This window comes from Bradyrhizobium sp. CCBAU 051011, assembly GCF_009930815.1.
Lineage (GTDB): Bacteria > Pseudomonadota > Alphaproteobacteria > Rhizobiales > Xanthobacteraceae > Bradyrhizobium.
Genome location: NZ_CP022222.1, coordinates 6,568,743 through 6,592,556 on the forward strand (window position 1 = coordinate 6,568,743; position 23,814 = coordinate 6,592,556).

32 protein-coding genes and 1 pseudogene are annotated in these 23,814 nt (G+C 63.1%); 15 read left to right on the top strand and 18 right to left on the bottom strand.

Annotation, left to right across the window (positions count from 1 at the left end; translation table 11 throughout):
- Nucleotides 1–2: 2 nt before the first annotated feature.
- Nucleotides 3–446: a DMT family transporter gene (locus ACH79_RS30830; RefSeq protein ID WP_246738201.1), complete on the bottom strand. Its 444-nt coding sequence runs from the start codon at nt 444–446 to the stop codon at nt 3–5.
- 142 nt (nt 447–588) lie between these two features.
- Between ACH79_RS30830 and ACH79_RS43260 the strand changes: the two genes are divergently transcribed.
- Nucleotides 589–738, top strand: a complete 150-nt coding sequence (locus ACH79_RS43260) for a hypothetical protein (protein WP_141686549.1) — start codon at nt 589–591, stop codon at nt 736–738.
- Nucleotides 739–821: 83 nt separating this feature from the next.
- Nucleotides 822–1,526 (top strand): GrlR family regulatory protein, encoded by a 705-nt coding sequence (locus ACH79_RS30835; protein ID WP_161854306.1) that lies wholly within the window; start codon nt 822–824, stop codon nt 1,524–1,526.
- Here ACH79_RS30835 and ACH79_RS30840 read toward each other — a convergent pair.
- Genes ACH79_RS30840 through ACH79_RS30850 form a run of 3 tightly spaced genes read right to left on the bottom strand, consistent with a single transcriptional unit; the run spans nt 1,523 to nt 5,137 of the window.
- Entirely contained in the window at nt 1,523–1,723 is a 201-nt protein-coding gene (locus ACH79_RS30840; protein ID WP_161854307.1) for a hypothetical protein, read from the bottom strand. The genes ACH79_RS30835 and ACH79_RS30840 overlap by 4 nt on opposite strands.
- Entirely contained in the window at nt 1,720–2,823 is a 1,104-nt protein-coding gene (locus ACH79_RS30845; protein ID WP_246738202.1) for a PepSY domain-containing protein, read from the bottom strand. The genes ACH79_RS30840 and ACH79_RS30845 overlap by 4 nt, the downstream gene beginning before the upstream one ends.
- A gap of 52 nt (nt 2,824–2,875) precedes the next feature.
- Nucleotides 2,876–5,137, bottom strand: a complete 2,262-nt coding sequence (locus ACH79_RS30850; protein ID WP_161856655.1) for a TonB-dependent siderophore receptor — start codon at nt 5,135–5,137, stop codon at nt 2,876–2,878.
- Nucleotides 5,138–5,435: 298 nt separating this feature from the next.
- Between ACH79_RS30850 and ACH79_RS30855 the strand changes: the two genes are divergently transcribed.
- The gene (locus ACH79_RS30855; protein WP_161854308.1) at nt 5,436–6,311 is read left to right on the top strand and encodes a S1C family serine protease; all 876 of its coding nucleotides are present in this window, start codon (nt 5,436–5,438) and stop codon (nt 6,309–6,311) included.
- Nucleotides 6,308–6,685, top strand: coding sequence for a response regulator transcription factor (locus tag ACH79_RS30860; protein WP_161854309.1), 378 nt, complete (start codon nt 6,308–6,310; stop codon nt 6,683–6,685). Before ACH79_RS30855 ends, ACH79_RS30860 begins: the two co-directional genes overlap by 4 nt.
- A 35-nt stretch (nt 6,686–6,720) precedes the next feature.
- Here ACH79_RS30860 and ACH79_RS30865 read toward each other — a convergent pair whose 3' ends face one another.
- Genes ACH79_RS30865 through ACH79_RS30880 form a run of 4 tightly spaced genes read right to left on the bottom strand, consistent with a single transcriptional unit; the run spans nt 6,721 to nt 7,877 of the window.
- Complete coding sequence (locus tag ACH79_RS30865) at nt 6,721–6,945, bottom strand: hypothetical protein (RefSeq protein ID WP_161854310.1); 225 nt, start codon at nt 6,943–6,945, stop codon at nt 6,721–6,723.
- Nucleotides 6,946–6,951: 6 nt separating this feature from the next.
- Entirely contained in the window at nt 6,952–7,458 is a 507-nt protein-coding gene (locus ACH79_RS44390; protein ID WP_246738203.1) for a hypothetical protein, read from the bottom strand.
- On the bottom strand, nt 7,455–7,679 hold the full coding sequence (locus ACH79_RS30875) for a hypothetical protein (protein ID WP_161854311.1): 225 nt from the start codon (nt 7,677–7,679) through the stop codon (nt 7,455–7,457). The genes ACH79_RS44390 and ACH79_RS30875 overlap by 4 nt, the downstream gene beginning before the upstream one ends.
- A gap of 15 nt (nt 7,680–7,694) precedes the next feature.
- Nucleotides 7,695–7,877 carry a hypothetical protein gene (locus tag ACH79_RS30880; RefSeq protein WP_161854312.1) on the bottom strand — a complete coding sequence of 61 codons (183 nt, stop codon included), beginning with the start codon at nt 7,875–7,877 and terminating at the stop codon, nt 7,695–7,697.
- 233 nt (nt 7,878–8,110) lie between these two features.
- On the opposite strand from ACH79_RS30880, the gene ACH79_RS30885 reads away from it, so the two are divergent.
- Entirely contained in the window at nt 8,111–9,733 is a 1,623-nt protein-coding gene (locus ACH79_RS30885; protein ID WP_161854313.1) for an ABC-F family ATP-binding cassette domain-containing protein, read from the top strand.
- A gap of 95 nt (nt 9,734–9,828) precedes the next feature.
- Here ACH79_RS30885 and ACH79_RS30890 read toward each other — a convergent pair whose 3' ends face one another.
- Nucleotides 9,829–10,803, bottom strand: coding sequence for a glycerophosphodiester phosphodiesterase family protein (locus tag ACH79_RS30890; RefSeq protein ID WP_161854314.1), 975 nt, complete (start codon nt 10,801–10,803; stop codon nt 9,829–9,831).
- 161 nt (nt 10,804–10,964) lie between these two features.
- On the opposite strand from ACH79_RS30890, the gene ACH79_RS30895 reads away from it, so the two are divergent.
- On the top strand, nt 10,965–11,840 hold the full coding sequence (locus tag ACH79_RS30895; RefSeq protein ID WP_161854315.1) for an MBL fold metallo-hydrolase: 876 nt from the start codon (nt 10,965–10,967) through the stop codon (nt 11,838–11,840).
- A 129-nt stretch (nt 11,841–11,969) separates the two neighbouring features.
- On the opposite strand, the pseudogene ACH79_RS30905 reads toward ACH79_RS30895, so the two are convergent.
- Together ACH79_RS30905 and ACH79_RS30910 are read right to left on the bottom strand one after the other, a co-directional pair.
- Nucleotides 11,970–12,320 (bottom strand): annotated as a pseudogene (locus tag ACH79_RS30905) (PAS domain-containing protein); the annotation flags it as partial.
- Between the two features lie 139 nt (nt 12,321–12,459).
- Complete coding sequence (locus ACH79_RS30910) at nt 12,460–14,544, bottom strand: methyl-accepting chemotaxis protein (protein WP_161854316.1); 2,085 nt, start codon at nt 14,542–14,544, stop codon at nt 12,460–12,462.
- A 160-nt stretch (nt 14,545–14,704) separates the two neighbouring features.
- Here ACH79_RS30910 and ACH79_RS30915 point away from each other — a divergent pair, with 160 nt between their 5' ends.
- Together ACH79_RS30915 and ACH79_RS30920 are read left to right on the top strand one after the other, a co-directional pair.
- Nucleotides 14,705–15,460: an SDR family oxidoreductase gene (locus ACH79_RS30915; RefSeq protein WP_161854317.1), complete on the top strand. Its 756-nt coding sequence runs from the start codon at nt 14,705–14,707 to the stop codon at nt 15,458–15,460.
- A gap of 634 nt (nt 15,461–16,094) precedes the next feature.
- Complete coding sequence (locus ACH79_RS30920) at nt 16,095–16,352, top strand: hypothetical protein (protein WP_161854318.1); 258 nt, start codon at nt 16,095–16,097, stop codon at nt 16,350–16,352.
- Between the two features lie 20 nt (nt 16,353–16,372).
- On the opposite strand, the gene ACH79_RS30925 is transcribed toward ACH79_RS30920, so the two are convergent.
- Nucleotides 16,373–16,807 carry a hypothetical protein gene (locus ACH79_RS30925; protein ID WP_161854319.1) on the bottom strand — a complete coding sequence of 145 codons (435 nt, stop codon included), beginning with the start codon at nt 16,805–16,807 and terminating at the stop codon, nt 16,373–16,375.
- A 424-nt stretch (nt 16,808–17,231) separates the two neighbouring features.
- Here ACH79_RS30925 and ACH79_RS30930 point away from each other — a divergent pair, with 424 nt between their 5' ends.
- Together ACH79_RS30930 and ACH79_RS30935 are read left to right on the top strand one after the other, a co-directional pair.
- Nucleotides 17,232–17,456 (top strand): hypothetical protein, encoded by a 225-nt coding sequence (locus tag ACH79_RS30930; protein ID WP_161854320.1) that lies wholly within the window; start codon nt 17,232–17,234, stop codon nt 17,454–17,456.
- A 145-nt stretch (nt 17,457–17,601) separates the two neighbouring features.
- Nucleotides 17,602–18,402 (top strand): SDR family NAD(P)-dependent oxidoreductase, encoded by an 801-nt coding sequence (locus tag ACH79_RS30935; RefSeq protein ID WP_161854321.1) that lies wholly within the window; start codon nt 17,602–17,604, stop codon nt 18,400–18,402.
- A 126-nt stretch (nt 18,403–18,528) separates the two neighbouring features.
- On the opposite strand, the gene ACH79_RS43275 is transcribed toward ACH79_RS30935, so the two are convergent.
- Together ACH79_RS43275 and ACH79_RS30940 are read right to left on the bottom strand one after the other, a co-directional pair.
- Nucleotides 18,529–18,681, bottom strand: coding sequence for a hypothetical protein (locus ACH79_RS43275; protein WP_202639070.1), 153 nt, complete (start codon nt 18,679–18,681; stop codon nt 18,529–18,531).
- Between the two features lie 9 nt (nt 18,682–18,690).
- A complete protein-coding gene (locus ACH79_RS30940) occupies nt 18,691–18,924 on the bottom strand; it encodes a hypothetical protein (protein ID WP_161854322.1) in 234 nt (77 codons plus the stop codon).
- Between the two features lie 236 nt (nt 18,925–19,160).
- On the opposite strand from ACH79_RS30940, the gene ACH79_RS30945 reads away from it, so the two are divergent.
- A complete protein-coding gene (locus ACH79_RS30945) occupies nt 19,161–19,346 on the top strand; it encodes a hypothetical protein (RefSeq protein ID WP_161854323.1) in 186 nt (61 codons plus the stop codon).
- 53 nt (nt 19,347–19,399) lie between these two features.
- On the opposite strand, the gene ACH79_RS30950 is transcribed toward ACH79_RS30945, so the two are convergent.
- The 3 genes from ACH79_RS30950 to ACH79_RS30955 all read right to left on the bottom strand — a co-directional run bounded on the left by ACH79_RS30950 (nt 19,400) and on the right by ACH79_RS30955 (nt 21,111).
- A complete protein-coding gene (locus ACH79_RS30950; protein WP_161854324.1) occupies nt 19,400–20,446 on the bottom strand; it encodes a hypothetical protein in 1,047 nt (348 codons plus the stop codon).
- A 280-nt stretch (nt 20,447–20,726) separates the two neighbouring features.
- Nucleotides 20,727–20,870, bottom strand: a complete 144-nt coding sequence (locus tag ACH79_RS43280) for a hypothetical protein (RefSeq protein WP_202639071.1) — start codon at nt 20,868–20,870, stop codon at nt 20,727–20,729.
- Between the two features lie 7 nt (nt 20,871–20,877).
- A complete protein-coding gene (locus tag ACH79_RS30955; RefSeq protein ID WP_057856073.1) occupies nt 20,878–21,111 on the bottom strand; it encodes a hypothetical protein in 234 nt (77 codons plus the stop codon).
- 316 nt (nt 21,112–21,427) lie between these two features.
- On the opposite strand from ACH79_RS30955, the gene ACH79_RS30960 reads away from it, so the two are divergent.
- Nucleotides 21,428–21,793 (top strand): hypothetical protein, encoded by a 366-nt coding sequence (locus ACH79_RS30960; RefSeq protein ID WP_161854325.1) that lies wholly within the window; start codon nt 21,428–21,430, stop codon nt 21,791–21,793.
- A 64-nt stretch (nt 21,794–21,857) separates the two neighbouring features.
- On the opposite strand, the gene ACH79_RS30965 is transcribed toward ACH79_RS30960, so the two are convergent.
- Nucleotides 21,858–22,190, bottom strand: coding sequence for a hypothetical protein (locus ACH79_RS30965; protein WP_161854326.1), 333 nt, complete (start codon nt 22,188–22,190; stop codon nt 21,858–21,860).
- A 183-nt stretch (nt 22,191–22,373) separates the two neighbouring features.
- Between ACH79_RS30965 and ACH79_RS30970 the strand changes: the two genes are divergently transcribed.
- The 3 genes from ACH79_RS30970 to ACH79_RS30980 all read left to right on the top strand — a co-directional run bounded on the left by ACH79_RS30970 (nt 22,374) and on the right by ACH79_RS30980 (nt 23,782).
- Nucleotides 22,374–22,964, top strand: a complete 591-nt coding sequence (locus ACH79_RS30970; RefSeq protein WP_161854327.1) for an NADPH-dependent FMN reductase — start codon at nt 22,374–22,376, stop codon at nt 22,962–22,964.
- A 3-nt stretch (nt 22,965–22,967) separates the two neighbouring features.
- Nucleotides 22,968–23,486 (top strand): hypothetical protein, encoded by a 519-nt coding sequence (locus ACH79_RS30975; RefSeq protein WP_371419300.1) that lies wholly within the window; start codon nt 22,968–22,970, stop codon nt 23,484–23,486.
- A gap of 116 nt (nt 23,487–23,602) precedes the next feature.
- Nucleotides 23,603–23,782: a hypothetical protein gene (locus ACH79_RS30980; protein WP_161854328.1), complete on the top strand. Its 180-nt coding sequence runs from the start codon at nt 23,603–23,605 to the stop codon at nt 23,780–23,782.
- Nucleotides 23,783–23,814 lie beyond the last annotated feature (32 nt).

The window sequence follows — 23,814 nt, forward strand, 5'->3', positions numbered from 1 at the left end:
GCTTACTCCCGGATCAGCACGACACCGGCGATCAACAGCACCGCGCCCGCGAGCCGCGCGGCACTGAGGGGATGCGGCGTCAACCCGAACGCGCCGAAATGATCAAGCGTCACCGCGGCCAGCACCTGGCCGGCAATGACAAGCGCAAACAGCGTTGCGGCGCCGAGCGAAGGTAGCAACAGGATCGCCAGCAGGATGAAGGCGCCGCCGAACACGCCGCCGGACCACGCATACCAGGGCACATCGGCCATGGTTTTCCGGGACGGCACGCGCTCGCCGAGCGCGATCACCGCGACGATCATGGTGAGGAGGCCGCCGGCATAGCTAACCAGTCCCGCCCAGGCCGGCGAGCCCAGCGCGATGCGCAGGCTGCCATTGAGCGCCTGCTGGGTCACGACGCTGACGCCGGCACCGAGCGCGAGGACATAGAAGAAGATATGCTGCACGAGGCCCCCCAAACATTCCCTGCCGGGCAGAGCGATCCGGCGTTGTAAGGCAGGCCCGAGACAACGCGAATAGCCAGTCCGGAACAAGAGGGCCGCAGCGCAATTGTTGCGAACGGGGGCTCGCCAATAAGCGGTGCTGGCCATGATCCGAAAGCTGCAGTCAGGCGAATACCGGCTCTATTCCCGCAAAATCAATCCGAAAACGGGCAAGCGCCGTAACCTTGGAACCTTCAAATCGCGCGCGGCGGCCGAAAAGCACGAACGGGCCGTACAATATTTCAAGCGGCACTGAACCTGCGTTAAATCGCGGCTGGCACCTCGCCTGAGGCGGTGCTAAGCCCCCGCCAGACATTTTCGATATCAGGACATTTTCCGTTGCTGAACGGGCTTTACAAGGTTGAGTACGGCGTGAACGACGCGTTCGGCCGCAGCATCATGTGCATGCACAATGGCAAGCTATTGGGCGGCAATTCCGCTTTTGCCCACCTTGGCACCTATCAGGAAATCGGTGGGGAGATCGTCGGCGAGGTCATCACCCAGCGCCACAATGACGATCCCCACTACAAGCCGCTGATGGACACCGACGTCGCCGCCATCAGCGTGCGAGGCAAGCTGAAGGGCAACAATATTCGTTTTGAAGGCAGCGCCGCGCCGCGGCCGGGCGCCTTGTTCTGGGCCAACCTGACGCGGCTCGACGACGAGGCTCTGCCCCCGGTCGGCAACGTGGGGCCGGGCGGTATTACCAACGGCCTCTATTCCCTGCAGCTCCGCGCGCTCGACGGTGTCGAGGCGGGCCTGTCGGGTGTGATGCTGCTGCTGGACGGCCGCATCCTCGGCGGCGATGCTTTCTTTTATTACCTCGGCTCCTACGCTTCGGCCGATGGCCGCTGGAAGGGCGAGATCCTCAACCAGGAGCACACGCCGGCGAAGGGCGAAAACCCCGTATTCGGCGGCCATGAGGTGGGCATCGGTTTTACCGGTACCTGCGACGAAGCGGGGGCTGAACTCGAAGCCATTGCGTTGGCCGGCAAGCGCAGCCTGCGGCTGGCCGCGACGCTGAAGCTGATGCGGCCGGTCTAGATCCGCTTGCGGCGCGCGAAAAACCAGACAGTGAGGACAACCGGCGCGCCAAGTGCGAGCCAGGAAAAATAGCGGCCGGGGCCTTCGTACAACAGCGCGCTCAGCAATCCTGCGACCGACAGCACGCCGATCAAAAGCGGACCGCCATACACCGTCCGCCAATTGCCGCTGGATCGTGGTTTGCGTGCGTCGATCATCGCGCCGGCTGTAGCGAAGGCTGTCCCGCGATCGCGTGGCTGCGATGCTTGCGGCGCTTGACGACCCATAGATACAGCCCGCTGGCGATGACGACGATGGTCATGATGTCGAGCAACGCCCAGATAATCTTGAGCGGCATGCCGCCGTAGTCGCCGAAGTGCAGCGGTTGCGAGACCAGCAGCGCCTTGAGGTAGACGGGAAGGTCGCGCGCGTCGGAGACTTCGCCGGTTTCTCCATCGAGCAGCACCGGCTTGAGCAGGCGCGAGGTCAACGGCGTGTCGCCGCGCATGAAGACCGCGAAATGGTGCGAACTCGTGAACGGCGTGCCCGGAAAGGCGATGAAGGAAACATTCATGCCGGGCGCGACCGTGCGCGCATTCGCGAGCGTCGTATCAAGCGAGGCCAGATGCACCGGCGGTGGCTTGCCGGCGTATGGCTTGACCATTTCGGTGAGTTCGTTGGCTTTCCACTGGCCCAGCATCACTTCTGCAAGCGTGTTGATGACGCCGGTGGCGCCGACCACCAGGGCCCAGGCGATGGTCACCGCGCCCAACAGATTGTGCCAGTCGAACCAGGCGATGCGGCGCGATTTGTCCCTCAGCGTGCCGAAGCTCAGGCGGCGCGTAAACGGCCAGTACAGCACCACGCCGGAGACGATCGCGACCAGGAACAGGAATCCCATCGCGCCGAGGAACAGCTTGCCGGGCTGGCCCGCAAACATATCGACGTGGAGCTTGAGGAAGATCAGCATCGGACCGCCGCCGACCGGGCCGAGCGGCTTGGCGGTGTGGGCATCGTACGCTCTGAGAGTCGCCGCATCCGGATCGCCATCGACCTTGCTGTTGGTGAACGCGATCACATTGTTCGGTTCGTCCTTGTCCCACGAGATATATTGCAGGACACGGCCGGGATCATGCGCCAGCGCGGTGCGGGCGATCTCGTCGATGCTCCGCTTCACCGCGCCCGGCTGGGCGATCTCGGGCTTTGGATCGTAGCCGAGCAGCTCATCGATCTCGTGATGGAAGATCAGCGGCAGGCCGGTGATGCACAACAGCAGCAGGAACAGCGTCGATATCAGGCTGCTCCAGGTGTGGACCACCGACCAGATGCGAACAGTTCTGGCTTTCAGTGCAGCCTCCCTTCGATCGCTCCTACCACTTGTAGGCAAGGCTTGCCGTCACCCGGCGCCGATCGCCATAGAAGCAGGCCGTTTCCGATGCGCAACTGGCTACGTACGTTTTGTCGGCGATGTTGATGACGTTGAGCGCGGCGCGCCAGTTTTGCCATTCGTAATGGATCGTCGCGTCACCAAGGACAACCGAGGGAACCACCAACGTGTTCGCGTTATCGGCGAAGGACTTGCCCACGTAGCGCACGCCGCCACCAAAGCCAAAGCCTCGCAACGGCCCCTCCTGGAACGTGTAGTCAGCCCAGAGGGATCCTATTTGCTGTGGCGTGTTGGTCGGTGTCAGCCCGATCAGGGCCGGATTTTTGTCCTTGCTGTTAAAGAGATCGTAGGTGGTGAAGGCGCCTACCATTTTCAGGCCGGGTGCGACATTGGCCACGGCCTCCAGTTCGAGACCGCGCGATGTGACCTCACCGGTCTGGTTCTGCAGGTTCGGCGGCGTGCTGTTCGGGTCCGTCGTAAGGACGTTTCGTCGCTTCAGATCGAACACGGCAATACCGAAATGACCGTTGAAGCCATTAGGCTGAAACTTCAATCCGATCTCGGCCTGTTCGCCGGTTTCGGGTCGGAGCAGTTGGTTCGAAGCGTTGAGGCCGATGATCGGGTTATAGCTTGTCGCGTAGGCGACATACGGCGCCAGCCCGTTGGCGAAATTGTAGATCAGGCCGGCACGGCCACTAAACTTGCTGTCCTCGCTGATCAGCGTGGCGCCCGTGGGACGATCGCCCTGGCTGGTCGATACCCAGTCATTGCGGCCGCTCAACACCAGCGTAAAGCCGCCAAATTTGATCTGGTCTTGAATGTAGGTGCCGAGCTGATTTTGAGTCAGGAGGAAATTACGGAACGGCGCGTCCGTGAACGGAATGTCGCCGACGCCGTAAACCGGATTGAACACGTTGATCGAGGGCACGCCGCCAAAGGCGAAGTTCTGATAGTCGTCGATCCGATAGGTGGTCAGATCGAGGCCGAACAGCATCGTGTGCTGCACCGGACCAGTGTTGAAACGATACTCCAACTGGTTGTCCAGATTGCCTTGGTTGGCGGTGTTTTTCGCGTACCAATTGTAACGCGCCATGTCGCCGGCGGCGAGGTTGGTATAGCCGTTCCCGATCAAGCCGCGATAGGTGATGTCAACGTGGGCGTAGCGGGCATTCTGCCGGAATGTGACGCTGTCAGAGACGTTGCGCTCGAACTGATAGCCGATCATCTCCTGTTCGCGCTTGAACGTATCGACGCTCGGATCGCCGACGAACAATTTCGTCGGGATGCGTCCAAACGGTGCGTCGATTACCGTACCGGTATAGGGCAGGAAGTTAATGCCACGCGTATCCGTCTTCGATGCTGACGCCAGCACCGTGAAAGTCGTGTCCGCGTCCGGCTTGTAGGTGACGGACGGCGCGATGAAGTAGTTATTGTTGGGCGTGAAATCGACCTGGGTGCCGCCGTTCTGCACTTGGCCCACCACACGATAGAACAGTTTCCCATTCTCCGGTTGCGTCGCAATCGGGCCGCCGAAATCGAACGACAGATAGGCGTTGCCGAAATTATTGACGCCGGTCTCGAGATAGCGGATCGGCTCCACCGGGGGCGTCTTGCTGACCGCGTTGACGATGCCGCTGGGGCTGGAACCGCCATACAGCACGGCGGAGGGACCGCGCAGCACCTCGACGCGGGCAAGATTGAACGGTTGCAGCTTCCAACTTGCATAGGATGTGTAGAAGAGTCGGAGTCCATCGAGGAAGAGACCGACATCGTCCGACTTGAAACCGCGGATCAGGAACCAGTCGTTACGTGTATCGGCGCCGAATGTCCCGGCGACAACGCCCGGCGTGTAGCGCAGAATCTCGTCGAACTTGCCGGGCTTCTGGTCGCGAATCTGCTCGCTGCCGATCACCGAGAGCGATTGCGGTGTCTCCATGATCGGCGTGTTGGTCTTGGTGCCCGCCATCGAGCGGCCTGCGACGTAGCCCTGGACGTCGCCGCGCGGGTTTTCGACGAAGCCGACGCCACGCTGCGGCTGCGGCCGGTTGGTTCGCGCTGCCTGCGTTGCGCTCCGCGTCTGCCGCCGCTCCGGCGTTGCAACGCGCCGGCGCGCCTCCGGCGCTCCCACCTCCACTGGGGGCAACGACTGTGCCCCGGATTGCTGCGAAGAGCTTGACTGCGCGAAGGAAGCCTGTGGCCACAACGCCAATACGGATACGGTCGCCAACGCGGCGACCTGCAACAAATCACGAGACTTCAAAGTTTCACCCCAACCTGCGAGTACTTTGTCGCGCCTTCCCCTGGTTCAGCAGCGCAACACTTCGACGCATACGCGAGGGCGTTCGATTCCTCTAATGGAAAGGTTCTTAGAAGCACTCTTAGAAGACTTCTAGAAATTGATCTGTATGCTGTCGATTTGCCATCGACACTCAAAAGCTGTGGCGCGGGAATATTCAGCAATCGTCGCTGCCTCCCCATCAGGCTAGTTCCCCAACGCGATACGAACTCCCAGATTGAAGTCAGACGATCCAGGAGTTCTCGCCATGACTGACCCAACCGCACGAATCCTTCCCTCGTTATCCTCAGCCCTTGCCGACATGGTCGCCCGGACAAAATCCGCGATCGTCTCGGTGCATTCCCATCGCTCGCGAGCCACCGGCTTTATCTGGAAGCCCGGCTTGATCGTGACGGCCGATGAGCCCCTGGCCGATGAAGGCGAAGTCTCGATCAGGTTTCCCGACGGATCGGAACGGCCTGCGAGCATCGCGGGACGCGATCATACGACCGACATTGCGCTACTGCGCTTCGATGCCGGGAATAGTACGCCGGTCGCACTTTCACCCATCGTCCCGGATCTCGGTTCGCTAGCGGTCGTCATCGCGGCCGAGCAGGGCGTTACAACGGCGGCGCTGGGAATGATATCGCTGGTCGGCAGCCGCTGGCGTAGCATGCGGGGTGGGGAGATCGACGCAAGGATCGAACTGGACGTGCGACTGCGGCGTAGTCATGAGGGCGGCCTTGTCCTCAATGCCTCCGGCGAAGCGATCGGCATGGCTGTCCAGGGTGTGCGACGCATACTCGTGATTCCGAGTGCCACCATCGACCGGATCGCCGCGAGGCTTGAAATTCATGGCCGGATTGCACGTGGCTATCTCGGCCTTGGATTGCAGCCGGTCGAACTCGACGACGGGCTCGGCGCGATGGTGATGAGTGTCGATAGGGCAGGTCCTGCGGCTGCCGCCGGCATTCGGCAGGGCGACATCATCGTTGGGTGGAACAACGAAAAGCTCTCGGGCGTCCGATCACTGCTGCGGTCCCTCGGCCCCGACAGTATCGGCTCGGTCGTCGACGTCGCGATCAGGCGCGCCGGCGAGGCGGTTCAGGTCCGGCTCACGATTGGCGAAAGGCCAGAAGCATGAACGGCGCGGCGTCGCCGGTGATTGTGGTCGCTATTGAGATCGCAGATGCGGCATTGGTGGACCGGCTCGCATCGCTGCTCAGCGGCGTAGCCGGCATTCGCCTGGCGGCACCGGGAGAAGAAGCGACGGTCGCGCTCGTGTCACGCGACCGCGCGGCCGTCACTGAGCATGCCGAGATCGATCTTACGCCCCGCGAGCGCGACGTGCTCCTGCTGTTGGCTGAGGGCGCATCGAACAAGGCGATTGCGCGACGGCTCGGAATATCCGTTCACACCGCAAAATTCCATGTCGGTTCGCTGCTGGAGAAGCTCGACGCCACCGGCCGTACCGACGCGGTCACGCACGCGGCGCGGCTTGGTGTGATCAACCTGTGACCGCACGGCCTGCCGGCAGGCGCGCTCATTCTCCCTTAGCCGCGGCCTTTGTTCGCCGCGTGGTCTTTCAGTTGCTCGGTCTGGGTCCATTTGCTGTCCTGACCGCGCTCTCGCGAATGCTCAGCCTTGTCGCGGTTTGAGAGCACCATGTTCTCGCCGATGAGTTCATCCTGCACGTCGGTCATGGCGCCGGTCCCGGCGCCTTTGCCTTTTGACCCGGGTCCGAGATGCTTGCCGTCGCCGTGCGCTCCACGTGTCATGTTGGTCTATCCCTGTGGCTTCTGGGGTTTATGACCCGATTGCCCCGGATGATTGTGCTTGTTGTGCTGGCTTTCCTGATTGAGGCCGCCCCGGCTCACCGCAAACTCCGATTGACGGCCGTCGCGCTTTGCAATTTTTGCGCCGCCATCGCGCTGGGTTCGCGCAATCTCTTCCTCAACCAGCCTCTCATCGGGGACATCAGGCTTTCTTTCCAGCATGCGCAGTTGTTGCTCATGCGTCTTCTTTCCCTGCAGCGTTGTTTTTCGTGGGCCGCAATCCCGATCGTTTTGCGGCGGCCCGCGCCGCCGGTTGCGAACCTCTGCCTTGTCGATGCCGCCTTGCGGATTGGTGTCGTTCTCGATGTCGCCCTCGAAGGTGTTGGCGCCCGCGAACTCCTCCAGTTCATCCGGCGTTACCTGCGCCATCGCGGCGCCCTTCGAACCGCCGATCAGCGGATTGCGATGCAGATCGGCGTTGGTTGGCCTGTTCAGTTTGACGTGCTTGGTGCTCATGACGCGTCCCTCGATGCGGGATGGGTGCCGCCGCCCTTTCGTTCCGGCTCATGCGTGTGGTGAGTGTCATGCTCGCCGCCGCCGCCGGACACCTTGCTGTGCCGGCGCTGCGGATCGTCGGCCGGCGGCTTCTTGATGTGAAGCGGATCTTTGGCGTTCTCATGGGAAGCGCCCGGGCCGCCTTGGCGAATGCTTGCCGGGGTCTTGGTTGAAGTCGACATGGTGCGCACTCCAGACTAGCGATCCTGCTGATGGCCTTGATGGGTGGTATTCTGTGCTGTGTTGCCCTGCTGGCCCTGCTGCTCGGGATTTTCGGTACGGCCTCGGTCCTTCCGGGCCTGATGGGCATTGCCGGACTTGGGATCGCCGGTACCCTTGTGGCTTTGGTTGTCCTGCGGCACCGGAGGGGGTCTGGTCATTGATGGCTCCCGTTGTTGGTCGGCCTATGTTGCGAGGTCAACGCGCGGCGAACCACAAGGGTTTCTCGCCGGTTTCCGGGAACCGCGATCACATCCGTATGGGAACGACAGTGGCACGAATTTCGGAAAGCCAAGCGCGCTGCATCGCCGGACCATCGGGTTTCACGGAACTTGAAGGTCCGGCTGCGATGTCCTAAGCAGCGGCCGCAACGATTTCCTCCTTTCAGGCCCCAATGATCCGTCTCGATAACGTCAGCAAGCAAGTCGGCCACCAGATCCTCTTCATCGAAGCTTCGGCAGCCCTGCAGAAGGGCGAGAAGATCGGTCTCGTTGGCCCGAACGGTGCGGGCAAGACCACGCTTTTCCGGATGATTTCGGGCCAGGAACTGCCCGATGAAGGCCAGGTCTCCCTCGATCGCGGCATTACCATCGGCTATTTCAGCCAGGACGTCGGCGAGATGTCGGGCCGCAGTGCCGTCGCCGAGGTCATGGACGGCGCCGGCCCTGTTAGCGTCGTGGCAGCCGAGTTAAGAGAACTCGAGGCCTCGATGGCCGATCCCGATCGCGCCGACGAGATGGACGATATCATCGCGCGCTACGGCGAGGTTCAGCACCGCTTCGAGGAGCTCGACGGCTACGCCCTCGACGGCCGGGCCCGCGAGGCGCTGTCAGGCTTAGGCTTCAGCCAGGAGATGATGGAAGGCGATGTCGGCGCGCTCTCGGGCGGCTGGAAGATGCGGGTCGCGCTGGCGCGCATCCTGCTGATGCGGCCCGACGTGATGCTGCTGGACGAGCCGAGCAACCATCTCGACCTGGAAAGCCTGATCTGGCTGGAGCAGTTTCTGAAGGGATATGAAGGCGCGCTGTTGATGACCTCGCACGATCGCGAGTTCATCAACCGCATCATCAACAAGGTCGTCGAGATCGACGGCGGCACGCTTTCGACCTATTCCGGCAATTACGAATTCTACGAGCAGCAGCGCGCGCTGAACGAGAAGCAGCAGCAGGCCCAGTTCGAGCGCCAGCAGGCGATGCTCGCCAAGGAGATCAAGTTCATCGAGCGTTTCAAGGCGCGCGCTTCCCACGCCGCCCAGGTGCAGAGCCGGGTGAAAAAGCTCGACAAGATCGAGCGCGTCGAGCCGCCGAAGCGGCGGCAGACCGTGGCATTCGAATTCATGCCGGCGCCGCGCTCGGGCGAGGATGTCGTCAGCCTGAAGAACGTCCACAAGGGCTATGGCAGCCGCAGCATCTATCAGGGGCTCGATTTCATGATCCGCCGCAAGGAGCGGTGGTGCGTGATGGGCATCAACGGCGCCGGCAAGTCGACGCTGCTGAAACTGGTGGCGGGCTCGGCTGAGCCTGACGACGGCACGGTGGCGATCGGCGGCAGCGTCAAGATGGGCTATTTCGCCCAGCACGCCATGGATCTGCTCGACGGCGAGCGCACGGTGTTTCAGTCGCTCGAAGATTCCTTCCCGCAAGCCGGACAGGGCTCATTGCGGGCGCTTGCAGGCTGCTTCGGCTTCTCCGGCGACGATGTCGAGAAGAAGTGCCGGGTGCTCTCCGGCGGCGAGAAAGCGCGGCTGGTGATGGCGAAAATGCTCTACGACCCGCCGAATTTTCTGGTGCTGGACGAGCCGACCAACCATCTGGACCTCGCGACGAAGGAGATGCTGATCGGCGCGCTCTCCGAGTTCGAGGGCACCATGCTGTTCGTCTCGCACGACCGGCATTTTCTGGCGGCGCTCTCCAACCGCGTGCTGGAGCTGACACCCGAGGGCATCCACCAATATGGCGGCGGCTACACCGAATATGTCGCCCGCACCGGGCAGGAAGCGCCAGGATTGCGGAGCTAGCCTCCGTAGCCCGGATGGAGCGAAGCGCAATCCGGGGTTCTCCGTACGGGCTGCACTGCTTCCCGGATTTCGCTTCGCTGCATCCGGGTTACAGGCTATCTGCGCACAAGCGGCGCAATAACTTCGATCTCGTTGGTCCAGATGCCGCCGGCATAGTTTTGCGGCAGCCGTGCGAACTGCTCTGATGTATCGATGCCGCTGGAAAATTCGCCGCCCCGATAGGGGCCCAACACGAAGACTTCGCTGTTGGCGGCTCGCATGCGGCTCAGAAAGCGGTCCGGCCATCCCCACATCCACGGCGCGACATTGATCGGCAGCATGACCATGGCGTTGCTGCAGGCCTTCGGCACCAGGCCGGTCCAGCCGTAGCCGATGTAGCCGAGCAGGCAGCTCTTGATGGCGGTGCGCGAGATTGTCCGGATCTCAGGCAGACGCGTGCGCACGGCCTGGACCGGTTCATCGCCGCCATAGACCATGATCTGCGCCCGGCGCTCGGCGGGAAGCTTGCTCAGCACTGCTGCCAGCTTCTCTCCCTCGGACACGTCGCGGCTCTTTACATTGATCAGCAGCCGCGCTTGCGGGAAGGTTGTCAGAACCTCGGCGAGTGTCGGCATCAGGCCGATGCCCTTGCCGCGGAAGGGAAAGGTCTTGCCGCCATCGGCGGTATAGCCGTGGCCGATATCGAGCTTCTTCAGATAGGCCATGGAGTGTTCGCGCGTGACGCCTTGCCCATCGGTGCGGCAATCCAGCGTCCAGTCGTGAAACACGGCGAACTCGCCGTCTGTTGTCGGGTGAACATCGAGCTCGACGATATCGGCGCCGGCCGCAAAGCTCGCCCGCATCGAACTGATTGTATTCTCCTGATATTCGTGCGTCGGTGGCAACATCCGTGCCGCCGTGCAGGTGTCATTCTTCAGGTCGCGCTCGTCGAAGCGCTGGGCGATGCCGCGATGGGCGAGCAGGATGGGCTTGCCCTCCCGATGTGCGGCGAGATGATTGGTGTTGTTGAGGTAGATGGCTGCGGCGAAGACAGCAATCGCCGCCGCGGCATATTTGAGTTTCTTGTTCAAGATTTGTCCCCGCGTGAGAGGCGCATTCGCTAGGCAGCATTTCTGTTCGATTTGCGGCGGAGAACAGCGAATGCCCCAACGTGTGGATGCTGCAACTTGCACGCGGCTTGTCGGAGGCGAACTCGCCCGTTAGGCTCTTTCAAAAGGGGGGCGAAGCGAGGATGAAGCAGCTCAGGATCGGCGACGTCACCATCGATGCGGTGATCGAGCGCGAGGGGCCGTGGCGGCGGCCGCAGGATTTCTTTCCGGCCTATGACGAAGCGATCTTCAGGCATCATCTCGCCGGCATGGAGCCGGAGGTGTTCGACACCGCGCTGGGGCTGATGGTCATCACCTACCAGACCTTCGTGGTCCGCACGCCGCGCTACACCATTCTGGTCGACACCTGCACCGGCGAGGACAAGGGCCATCCGCCGCCGTTCGATTTTCCCGGCAAGGAGCGCTGGCGCGACGAATTGTTCGCGCTCGGCATCGCCTACGAGCAGGTCGATTACGTGTTCTGCACCCATCTGCACATCGATCATACCGGCTGGAATACCACGCTGCGCGACGGACGCTGGGTGCCGACCTTTCCCAACGCGAAGTACATATTTCACAAGAAGGAATATGCCGCCTGGGAGGCGGAGCACGCCAAGGGCGCCAACCCGCCCGGCACGGTCTTCCGCGACAATTGCCTGCCGATCGTCGAGGCTGGGCAGGCTGTGCTGGTTGACGACGATTACGCCCTCGACGATACGATCACGCTGACGCCGACGCCGGGGCATTCGCCCTGTCACTGCTGCGTCAACATCTTCTCAGGGGGCAAGCGCGCGGTGGTGGCCGGCGATCTCATGCATCACGTGATCCAGTGCCGCGAGCCGGAATGGTCGGCCAAGCCCGACTGGGATCCGAAACAATCGGCGATCTCGCGGCGCAAGTTCTTTGCCTCCGTCGCCGGTACCGACACGCTGATCCTGCCGATCCATTTTCCGGCGCCGACCGTCGGCCTCATTACCGCGGATGGCGACCGCTTCGATTATCGATTCAAAAGGGATTGACGGACCATATCCCGGCGCGGTCTGCCATTTCGATCTCGCGCGCTCTGCTACGGCATCGTGCTCGCCGCCTTGGACCGCGGGCTCGGCAGCGTCATCAACGGGCAGGGCATCATGCGCTCGGATATCGTGGAGTACGCCGCCATAGAGTTCGGCCCAGCCGTCGGCTTCGTCGGGCACCATCTCGCGCAGCTTCTGGCCGACCACGTTGGGGATGCCGGCATGTTGCGCGTAGGCAGGATTGGCTTCGATGTGGATGTAGTCGCTCAGGGGTCCGTGCGGACCGTCGAGGAATTCGATGATGCAAAAACCCTCGTCGATGGAATTGAACAGGGTTCGATAGCGTTGTTCGCTGTCGGCGAGGGCGGACTCGGCTCGTTCAAGTTCGGTGTTCTCGGCGACGGCGTACGCCCTGAGCCGCGTATTTTCCGCTTCCAGCGCCGCGATCCGACGCTGCAGTTCATCGACGTCGACCAGTGTCACCACGAGCGGCCGCCTGGGGCGACCGCAACAACAGTTGTCGGTTCAGAGGTGTGCCTCATTGCGCCATATCAAGTTCCAGTGGCGCGAAAAGTTCCTCTTCTCGCACGCCGGTCGAATAGGCGAGTAGCGCCGCTCGGCCCTACGCCGCGCGCACTTCGGAGAGGAAGCGGTTGACCTGGCCGGCGAGGTCCTTGGACTGCGAGGACAATTGCTCGGCTGCGCCCAGCACCTGATTGGCGGCGGCGCCGGTATCGTCGGCGGCCTTCTGCACGCCGGTGATGTTGGAATTGACCTCCTGGGTGCCGCGCGCGGCCTCCTGCACGCTGCGTGAGATTTCCTTGGTCGCGGAGCCCTGTTCCTCGATCGCCGCTGCGATGGCGGTGCCGATCTGGTCGATTTCGGCGATCACGTTGGCGACGTTCTGGATCGCCGTTACGGTCTGGTCGCTCGCCGTCTGGATCGAGGCGATCTGCTCGGAGATTTCGGTGGTCGCCTTCGCGGTCTGGCCGGCCAGCGATTTAACTTCGGAGGCGACGACGGCAAAGCCGCGGCCGGCATCGCCGGCGCGCGCGGCTTCGATGGTCGCGTTCAGCGCGAGCAGGTTGGTCTGCGCCGCGATGCTCTGGATCAGCGTCACGACGTCGCCGATCTTCTGTGCGCCCTCGGCGAGCGAGCGGGCGGTCTCGCCGGTGCGGCGTGCGTTCTCGACCGCGCGGGAGGCGATTTCAGTGGATTGCGCGACCTGACGGCCGATCTCTGAGATCGAGGAGGTCAGTTCTTCGGTGGCGCTGGCAACCGTCTGCACGTTGGCGGAGGTCTGTTCGGACGCGGCGGCGACGATCGCGGCCTGGCGGTTGGTGGCGGTCGCGGTCGACGACATCGACTGCGCCGTGTCCTCCATGACGGACGAGGCGGCTGAAAGCCCGCCGACCAGCTCGGTGACCTTGGCTTCGAACGCGCGGGTGAGTTCGTCGAGCACCTGGGCGCGGCGCATCTTGCCGTCGCTCTCGGCAGCCTTCTCGGCGGCAAGACGTTCGGCCTCGATCATGTTGTCCTTGAAGACGCGCACCGCCGCAGCCATCGCGCCGATCTCGTCGGAGCGGCCGGCGCCGGCGATGTCCCCGGATACGTCGCCGCTGGCCAGCCGCGACATCGTGGAAGTGAGGTCGACGATCGGACCGCAGACACGGCGGCGAACCATCGCGATCAGCACGGCGCTGGCAACAGTAACCGCAATGAGGCCGGCGAGCGCGATCAGGAAACTGAAGCGCGCCGAGGAATAGGCGGTGGCCAGAACATATTCGGCGTTGTCGTAGAAGGCGTTGCGAACCTCGACGACGGCGCCGAGGCCGACCTGGGATTCCGCATAGAAGAAATCGACATTGTTCTCGTATTTGCCTGACGCCGCGCCTTCCTTGGCGAACTTCAGCGCTTTGCCGAAACGGCCGACATAGACTTCATTCATCCTTTCCAATGCCGCGGCCACGTTGGCCGGCGTCGCCGGGTTGCCGCGCAGTTCCTGCAGCGACATCAGGATCTGGTCGGCACGCCCCTGGGAGCGGGAATATTCCATCTTTTCGGCTTCGGTGGCGGCGCGATTGGCACCGACGAGGTTTTTGTGGATGCTGGCGTTGTAGCCGCCGATATCGCGCAGGTTCCAGGCGATGTTGGCATAGACGGCCTGGCGATAAGCATCGCCGTCGAGCTGGGCCATGCGGCGCACCTGCTCGTCGAGCAGCTTGGTGACCGCGGCGTTGAAAACGGCATTGTCGGCGACGATCTTTCTGGCGGCGTCCTTGCGCGCTTCGGCCTGGCCGTCGATCGCCTTGTCGATGGCGTCGCGCAGCGCGTTGAATTTCACATTCAATTCGTCGATGCCACTGCCGATCGCGGCGGCGTCATCGAGCCCTTTGGACAGGTTCTTGCGGACGGCGTTCATCTTGTCGCGGGCGCCGTCGGTGTTCTTGCGCAGTTTTTCGTTGAGTTCCTTCCGCACCGCCGGATCGACCGCGGGCGGGCCGTACAGGATGTTGGTCGAGAAGCCGCGCTCGGAGTTCATGTAGCGCGGGATGTCACCGACCGCGCGCACCACCTCCAGCCGGCTCTGCGCGAGCGAGACCTTGTCCATGGTCTGGTACTTCGAAACCGCCACATAGACGGCGAGCCCGCCGCCGACGGCGGAAAGCGAGACGATGGCAGCGGTGAGGAGGGTACCGATTTTCATGGGATTTCAGGCCATTTGCGCGGGTCTGGGAGTGCGGGCCACCAGTATAGGTGGTGCAAATTAATCCAGAGTTACGGTTGGGCGTGTCACACCCGTGCCTTCCATTTCGTCTTGATTTAGCGGGGCTTTCCGCGGTTTTCGAGAGAGAGGAGCGAGGAACATGAAGATCGTTATCATCGGTGGTACCGGCCTGATCGGCTCGAAATTGGCCCCGTTGCTGCGGTCGCGCGGCCAAGAGGTGCTGCAGGCCTCGCCAAGCAAGGGCGTCAACGCCGTGACCGGGGAGGGCCTGCAGGCGGCGCTGGCGGGCGCCGACATCGTCGTCGACGTGTCCAATTCGCCCTCGTTCGAGGACAAGGCGGTGCTGCACTTCTTCGAGACGGGAACGCGCAACCTGATTGCGGCGGCGAAGCAGGCCGGCGTGCGGCACTGCGTTGCGCTTTCGATCGTCGGCACCGACCGGCTCGAGGGCAGCGGCTATCTCCGTGCCAAGCTGGCGCAGGAGCGGCTGATCGAAAATTCCGGCCTGGCCTACACGATCCTGCGCGCCACGCAGTTTTACGAATTCGTTGGCGCAATCGCCGATGCCGGGCGCAGGGACGGCGCGGTGCACGTCTCCAGCCAGTTGATGCAGCCGTTGTTGTCCGACGAGGTCGCGATAGCGCTGGCCGATGTGACGCTTGGCGAGCCTGCTGGCGGCATCCGCGAGGTCGCGGGTCCCGAAGCAGCGCCGATGGCGGATTTCGTCGGCCGCTGGCTGCGCAAGCAGGGCGATACCAGCAAGGTCGTGGCGGGCGCCGATGTGCCGTATTTCGGTGCGCCGCTCGCGTTGCGCACCCTGGTGCCGGACGACGGCGCGCGGATCATGCCGACGCGGTTCGACGATTGGCTGGGCAGGGCGACTGGCGGGGCGTGATTGGAGTCCAGGATGTCGCTGCCGCTTACGCTCCTTGAACTACGGCGGACAATTCGCTCATCCGGGCTACGAACTGCGGCCTATCCGCGTCATTGCGAGGAGCGACAGCGACGAAGCAATCCATTTTTCCGCAGGCGCTGACAGGTGGATTGCTTCGCTGCGCTCGCAATGACGGGCCGATAGAGTTCACTGTGTCTCTTCAGTGGCAGGCTTCGATGCGGACGTCGGTTGCGGTGCCTTGGAACCCATCTCCTGACACGGCAGTTGCGTCCATGTGCCGTCGGCTTCCTGCTGATAGGCATGACAGGAGGCGGAAGCGGGTGCTTCGCTCGTCTTCGTCATATGAGAGTTGGTGCTTGAGTTCCTGGCGAGCGTCGGCGCCGCCAAAGTGAGGAGCGCAGCCGCCGAACCGAAGAAGATCGCTTGCCCTAGCCGCATGACAAATTCTCCCTTTCTCGAAAACGATGTGTGTTCTTCCTAAAAGATATTGTGGAAATTTTTGGGAATGCCGATGGACGTACCGGCACAAGCTTAACGATTAGCAAACGCGCGGGGCTGACGCGCCGCAGCGCAGGACGAATTCTGTTCTCGCGCGCGGGAACCAGTTTCTCCGGCTGCGCGTTGGGCCGGCATCATGCCGAAGGTACGGCACATGCGTCCGGAAAAGTCACTCTTCAATGCGCTGCTTACCCATTTCCTGATGGGCGTGGCGCTTGGACTGTCGATGGTCCTGTTGCTCAGCCTCATCGATGCCTTCCATGTCAGAGATCTCGTTGCCAAGAGCAGCGCACCGGTGCAGACCACGGTGATGCTGGTCACGACCTACGCCCTGATGTTTGGCATCGGCTCAGCACTGACCGGCTTGGTACTGACGCTGGAAGAAGAGAGCTGAAGGTCGCACGGCCTGCCTGATCAGCGGCGCAGGCGTGCGATTGCGCCGGCGACGATCTGCATGGTGACGCCGACCGTCCATCCGGCCATGATCATCCCTATCCATCCCACATGCGGATTTTGGCGCAGCACGATGACGCCGACGCAAGCGAACGCCGAGAACGCCGCGAGGAAGGTGCCGACCGCGCTGAGCAATTCCGGCGCATCGATCTTGGCGACCCAGGCGCCATCGATGAGTTGCTTGTTCGAGGCGTTGTAGGGCAGGGGCGGCGTATCGATGCCGAGGTAAAAGCCGATGGCGCCACCGATCATCATCAGAAGCAGGAAGGCCTGGTTGGTGAGCGCGGAATGGCTCGTTCCGACCAGTGCTGCCACAAACAATCCGCTCGCTGCGCCTGCCATCGCAAGCCCAAGGCGTTCCAGAACATGGGCAACTTTTCGAACGCGGGTCTGCATGCTCGGCCTCCCGCTTATTGTCGGGAACAGGTTAGGCCGATTTCACAACGGGCGGAAGCAACCTGACGGTGCACGCCACGGCGTGCGCTTCTGCGCGCGGATCGGCAGGCACAACAACTTGCAACGGCCGAAAATGGTTTCATTCGTTTTTGCGCGTTGCGGAGAAGAGCGCAGGTGTCGCGCGAGAAAGATTGGATACACATTTCATTGACCAGTCCGGCAAGCAGCCGGATATTTGGCGCTGCTTTTCGCCAATCGGGATCACCGCATGAGATTGAATTCAAAGCCAGTCGTGGGCGATATGCGCAAGCGCATCACCCGCCGCTGCGTCTCGGCGGCGACCGGCGCCTGTTGTTGATCCGTACGTAACAAACCCCCGCGTTCACTCATTCGACAGGAGCGCCATTTCGGCGAACGAACAGCCATGCCCAAAGCCTACATCATCGAAGTTCACGACCGCGCCGCCGGGATCGTCGCCGGCAACGAGCGCGGCTTTACGTTTTTCTCCTCTGACCGCGCCTTCGATCGCCTCGACGGCCGCGATTTCAGCTCCGCGCGGGAGGCTGAGCGCGCGGCCAGGGCGATGCTGGGCGGCAACCAGCGCGCATTCGCTGCCGTGAATCGGCGGCGCGATGTAGCAGAAGCGTAGGGCGCAATAGCGTAGCGTATTTGCGCCGGCTGTCGTCGTTGGCGGATTTACGCGGAGCCTGTCATCGGGCGGGCATTCGCGCGACCCGTTGGCTAATCCGTCCCACGGTCTTAGGATACGCCTTGTTTCGATAGGAGGCGCGAACATGAGTCTGTTGAGTGCGGCGTTTGATCCCGCGCACGAGGCGGCGCTCGTCACCGGCGCGGGCAATGGAATCGGCCGCGCGATTGCGCAGGCGCTGGTGGGAGAGGGCGTGCGCACGGTGTTTGCCGATGTGAACGGGGACACCGTGACCGCGGCGATCAAGGCCTCGGCGCGACCCGAACTGGCGGTGCCCTGGATTGGCGATCTCGCTGATGCCGCCGCGCGCGAGGCGCTGCTGGCGGAATCCGCCAAAGCGCTGGGGCGCGTGACGCATTTCGTGCACAGCGCCTCGCCGCCGCGGCGCGAAAGCGATCATGCGCTCGGCGTCACCACCGAGATCTGGGCGCAGATGCATGCGGTGAACCTGGAAGCCGGATTTCATCTCTGCCGCGAACTGGCGCAGAAGCTGATCGCCGACAAGGAAGGCGGCTCGTTTCTGCTCCTGACCTCGCTGCATGCGGGCACGCCACGCAACCTGCCGCATTATTCGACGGCGAAGGCCGGGCTTTCCATGCTGGTGAAGGAGTTGGCCAAGACGTTCGGCCGCTTTGGCATCCGCGTCAACGCGCTGGTGCCCGGCGCGATCGCGGCCGGCGGTTTCGTCGCCGACCCCGCGCTCGCAAAACATATTCCGCTTGGCCGACTTGGTGAGGCCAAAGACCTTGCGCCGCTGGCGCTGGCGGTGTTGTCGAACCGGATATCGGCCTACGTCACGGGCGCGGCGATCGTGATCGACGGCGGGCTATCGCTGACCAACTGGTTCGAGCCGCCGGAATTGGGGGGAGTTGTAGAAGATTCGTAGGATGGGGAGCAAAGCGATACCCATCGCGTTTGCGGCGGGGATGATGGGTTTCATTTCGCTCTACCCATCCTACGAGAGTTCCGTTCCCGGATTGCGTTTCGCTCCATCCGGGTTACGGGTTACGCGCTATGTTCCTGGGTGCTTCGCGTGCCATTTCGGGCCCGGGCCGCGCATGTAATGCAACTCGGGGCGATAGCGGTTGCGGCCGAGGTCGAGCAGACCCTGCCATCGGGTCACGATCTCGGTCAGGCGTCGGAGCAGCGGTTGTATGGCCAGCATGGCGACCTCTCAATGCGGCTTGCCGAGCAGGGATGAAAACGGCAGCGCGAAGATTTCGTCGTCGAGGTCGTCGCTGACGTGCAACGTCCAGTCGCGCCAGTCTTCCGGGTCCTGCAGCATGATCAGCGACTGCACGACGCGGGCGGCATGGGCGCGCACCTCGGCCAGATCCTCGACGGCGGCGCCGCTCTGGTCGAAGCGTACGCCCTCGGAATTGGAGCAGTGGAAATAGACTCGTGCCATGTCCGACTCCCGCGGTTGCGATTACGCTGAAAATAGCAGGTGGAAGAGCGACTTAATATTCGGGGAGATTGCGGACGGGATACTACGGGGAGTGGCGACCACAGGTGGAGCCGTTGCCTAATCTTGTCTGAAAATTATCCATTCTGCCGGGAGGAACGAGAGTTCCGGTTCGGCCGTTTTCACCGGGAAGCCGCGACGATTCGGAAAAGCGCCGTGGCGGAACCCCGGAGAGCGACATGATGTCGGAAATGCAGATCCACACGATTGCGCGTCAGATGATGGAGAAGCACGGCCTCACCGCGATCGCGCAGGCCGCACACAACGCGCAGGCTTGCGAGAGCAAGGGCGACATCGAGGAAGCCAAGGAGTGGCGTCACATTGAAGACGCCATGAAGATGATGCGGGGCCCGCATCAGAGCTGACGGATTTGTCCCGGATGCGGCCGCGCCGCGCCGCATCCGGGAGAACACGCTATTTACCGCAGCGGCATCGGCGGGCGCACCACTGGCTCGCCGTCATCGGCGATCGTTTGCTGAGGCGGTAGCGGCGCGGCGGCCTGCGCCGGCGGAAGCGGCGCTGCGGGTGCCGCCGCCATTGGCGCGGGTGAATAGGGCGAATAAGAACTGACCGGCTTCGGCCTGCGCGGGGCGGGCGGAGGCGTGGTCGGCCGCACCGGAGGTGCGGTCAGCGATGACACGCGCGGCCGCTGGCTTGGCTCGGCGGGCCTGGTCTCAGCGGCCTTGGCCTCGGACGCCCTGGCAAGGTCGCGCGCCATCTGCGCCTGGCTTGTCTTGAGCTGCGCGATAGTGGCTTTGAGCTCCTCAACCTGCTGGCCCATCGCGGCAAGATCCTGCGCCATCGATTGCAACTGCGCCGGTTCGGCGGCAGGAGCGGCCGCGATTGCGGCCGCGGGTTCGCTTTGAGCCGGCGCTGGGCTTTGAGCCGGCGCCGGGGGGGCCGGCGGTTGCGCGACGGCCTGATCGGTTGCGGCTTGGGCGGCCGGCGCGCTCGGTTGCTCGGCTGCGGCTGGTTTGGCTGCCGAGGGCAACGCAGCCAGCACGAAGGGCGGCGCCCACTCGGCGGCCATCGCCGTGGCCTGATCGCCATAATGCTGCCAGGCGGCGGCAGCCAAGGCGCCGAAAAGGCCCAGGAGCGCCATGACCACGCGCTTCGCCCATTTGGCGGTCGGCCGCTCGGCGGCAGGCTTGAGGCCGTCCACCTTGATCTCGGCCAGCTTGACGTTCTCGACCTGGATGTCGCGCCTATCGGCGGCGCGAAACGTCGGTTCGACCTGCGGCGCCGACGCGCCCACCGAAATTGGGGGCGCGACGTGAACCTCCGGCGTCGGCGCGGTCTGGACTTGCGGGTTGGCCGCAATTTGGACCTGCGGCGCTACCGGCGGGGCGGCGGGTGGCGGGTCGTGCGCCAGCGGGGGCGCCTTGTGGGCGTGTGCGGCCAGTACCGTTTCGATCGCAAAAACGTCGTGCGGATCAGCCTCTTTCAGCGTTGGCGTGGATTGCATTGGCGGTCCCTTGCGCAAGTCCAATGGCTCCCGCGACCGGGCGGCGAGCGAGCTGCTTTGCTAGCGTGAAAATCCTCTGCCCACGCCACCACACGGCCAGCGAGGTTTGACCAAAGCAAGGCAATCTCGTGGAGAGGTTGAGGCCGGGGTGCGTCGGGGGAATATGGGAACCGGCAACAGAATCGATGAAGTGCCAGACCAATCCTGCGATCATCATAACCGAACCTGACAGCATCCGCGGCGCTACGCGCTATGCGATCGAGAGGCGGGTGCCCGGGTCTCAGATATGCTGGACGCCGTGCCGGGCGTGCCACTTCGGGCCGGGGCCGCGCATGTAGTGGCGCTCGGGGCGATAGGGGTCGCAGGCGCGCTCGATCAACCTGTGCCACCGCGTCATGATCGTATCCAGGCGACGAAGCAGCATGGCGGCCTCAGTGCGGCTTGCCGAGTACGAAGGCGAAGGGCAGAACGAAGAGCTCGTCGTCGAAATCGTCGTTCACATGTACGACCCAGTCGCGCCAGTCTTCGGCGTCGCGGCCCATGATCATCGAGCGCACGATGCAGGCGGCGCGGTCGCGCGCCTCGGTGAGATCGCTGACCGCTTCGCCGGAACGGTCGATGCGGACTTCCCGGGAGTTCGAGCAGTGGAAATAAACCTGGGCCATGGCGGCCTCCTGCGTTTGAGACGATCTGTCTCGTTGGTTGCAGGCTAGCCGCACAAGGTTCTGGATCTCCGTGAGGGAGATCACAGTTACTACTTAAGATTTTGTTAAGGATGTAATGGTCAAACTTTAGGCAAATGGAATCGCAGCGGAACCGGACCTCCCGAGCCGGCAGTTGCAAGAGAAGGCCGGCGGCGTAACGCCCGCCGGCCTTTTCTCTTGGCGGCCCGCCAGAAACTCACAGCGCTGTGAATCGGTGTCCGGAACAGCACCCCGGCCTCGCTCGTTCGTCCTTCATACGTGAATGGAGGAATGAGCAATGACCAAACTGAAGCTGCTCGGGGCGGCCGCCATCCTGGCGACGGCGCTTGCGACACCGGCAATGTCGCAGGAAGCGACCCAGGAGCCTGGAATGATCGGGTTCAACTACCCGAATTCCAACTATCTGCGCGGCGGATACGGCGTGCGCACGCCGAGCCCCTATGACTATAGCTACTACTATGGCGATTACGGACCTCGCGCGTATTACGGGCCTCGCGTGTATGGGCCTCGCGTGTATTACGGGCCCGGCCCCGTCGGGCTTGCGGCCGGCGTAGCCGCCGGTGCGGTCGGAATGGCGGGTGCGATTGCCGGCGCGCCGTACGTTGATTCCTACGCCTATTATGACGGGCCCGGCTATTGGTAAAGCCGGAACGCACAACTGCAACAAAAGCGGCCGCAAGGCCGCTTTTTGCTGGCTGCTTGGCGCTTCAGCGGCTGGCCGCCGCGTAGGAAGACAATAGCGCGAGGAAGATGATTGCATTCAGCGCGGTCGCACCGAGCACGAGGGCGAGCCCAACGCCGAGGCCGCGGCCGCCGATCGCCTTGATGGCGGTTGGCAGCACCAGCGCGAAGAAGATCAGGGTGAACGGCATCACCGGCAGCATGTCGAAGCCGGTGCCCTTTGGATCGGCGTGGGCATAGACGAAGGGGAAAGTGCAGATCCAGAACGCCGCATTGGCCGCTGCCAGCATGAGCGCGGCGATGCGGACCGAGGGGACGTCCCAATCGGAGGCGGGCGGTAGCGGAGGCGGGGCGGACATCTTCACTCTGTGCGGCGATCCGGAAAAAGATACAGCTCGATCCGGTGATTATCGGGGAGCCATGAAGTTCGGCCTTAGGTATCGCGGGCCGGACTTCAGGTTCATTCGAAGTAGCTCACGCCTTGCATGAGAAAGGCCCGCATGGTTCGACTGCATCATCCAATGTCTTAGGGGTGAGACGCCATGAGCAACCGCATTCTCGTCTTTTACGGCTCCTACCGCTCCGACCGCATGGGCATTCGTCTCGCGCAATTCGTCGTCGAGGGATTTCGCGCCCGCGGTGACGATGTCGAACTGATCGACGCCAAGGCGATCGGCCTGCCGATGCTGGACCGCATGTACAAGGAATACCCGAAAGGCGCGGCGCCCGCGGCGCTCGAAGAACTCGCGGGAAAGATCCGCGATGCCGACGGATTTGTGTTCGTATCGGGCGAGTATAATTGGGGCATGCAGCCCGGGCTGAAAAACCTCACCGACCATTTCCTCGAAGAATGGTTCTGGCGGCCGGCGGCGATCGCGAGCTATTCGGCCGGCCGCTTCTCCGGCGCGCGCGCCGCGATCGCCTGGCACGGCACGCTGTCGGAAATGGGCATGGTGGTTATCTCGAGTTCGATTGCCGTCGGGCCTATCGCGCAGACGCTTTCCGAAGACGGCAAGCCGACCGGCGACGGCGGCAAGGCGCTGACGCACGCGTTTCCGCGCTTTGCCGATGATCTCGTATGGTGGATGGAGGCGGCGCGGGCGCAGCGCGAGCGGAAAAAACCGCCATATTGAGGGATGTCCGTCAGCATCCGCGCCGTGCCGCGAATGGAGCGCAATGTTGGCGAAAACGCACCCACTTTTCGCCACGGCTGGACAGCAGATTGCGCTTTACCTGCCATCTTCCGCCTTTGTCGGGTCGCCACAGGCGTCTCGCTCATGCTCCCCTGCACGGATTACGAATCGATGTCGCCAACGAAAGCGCGCTGCGGTCTGTTTGTTGTTGCGCTCGCGGCCACGCTCTTCGGCTCGCCGGCCGGCGCACAGAATCTCGATCAGGGTAAACCGCCGGCAAAACTGTTTGCCGAAGGCTGCGCCTCCTGCCACCGCAGCCCGCGCGGGCTTGCCAAGGGCCGCTTTCGGCTCTCGCTGTATCTGTTCCTGCAAAAGCACTATGTGAGCGGCTCCAGCTCGGCCTGGGCGCTGTCGTCCTATCTGGAATCCATTGACAGCGCCAAGCGCGTCGCGGCGAAGCCGGCCTCGACAGGCGCGTCGCGGTCGTCGATGCGCCCCCCCGCGCCAGTGCCGGCGCGATAGGGCGACGTCGCCATCGCTTGCTCACGGCAACGCTGCGAAATCTCCGCAAGGTGGTCATCTTTTCGACGTGTGTGGGGATAGCATCGTGAGCGTGTGTGTGGCGGGGAGTAACGACCATGGTAGTAGCTGAACTTCAGACCAAGGTAGAGAAGTGGGAGATCAAGGCCGGCAAGTGCGAGGCCATGGCCAAGGAGGCCAAGGACAAGGCGCAGCAGGCCTTTTACGAGGGGCTTGCCGGCTATTACACGAGCCTGGCGACAGATTTCCGCAAGATCCTCGAGAAGCGAACCGCGTAAGTGGAAGCCGCGATGCGCAGGGCGGGTTAGCG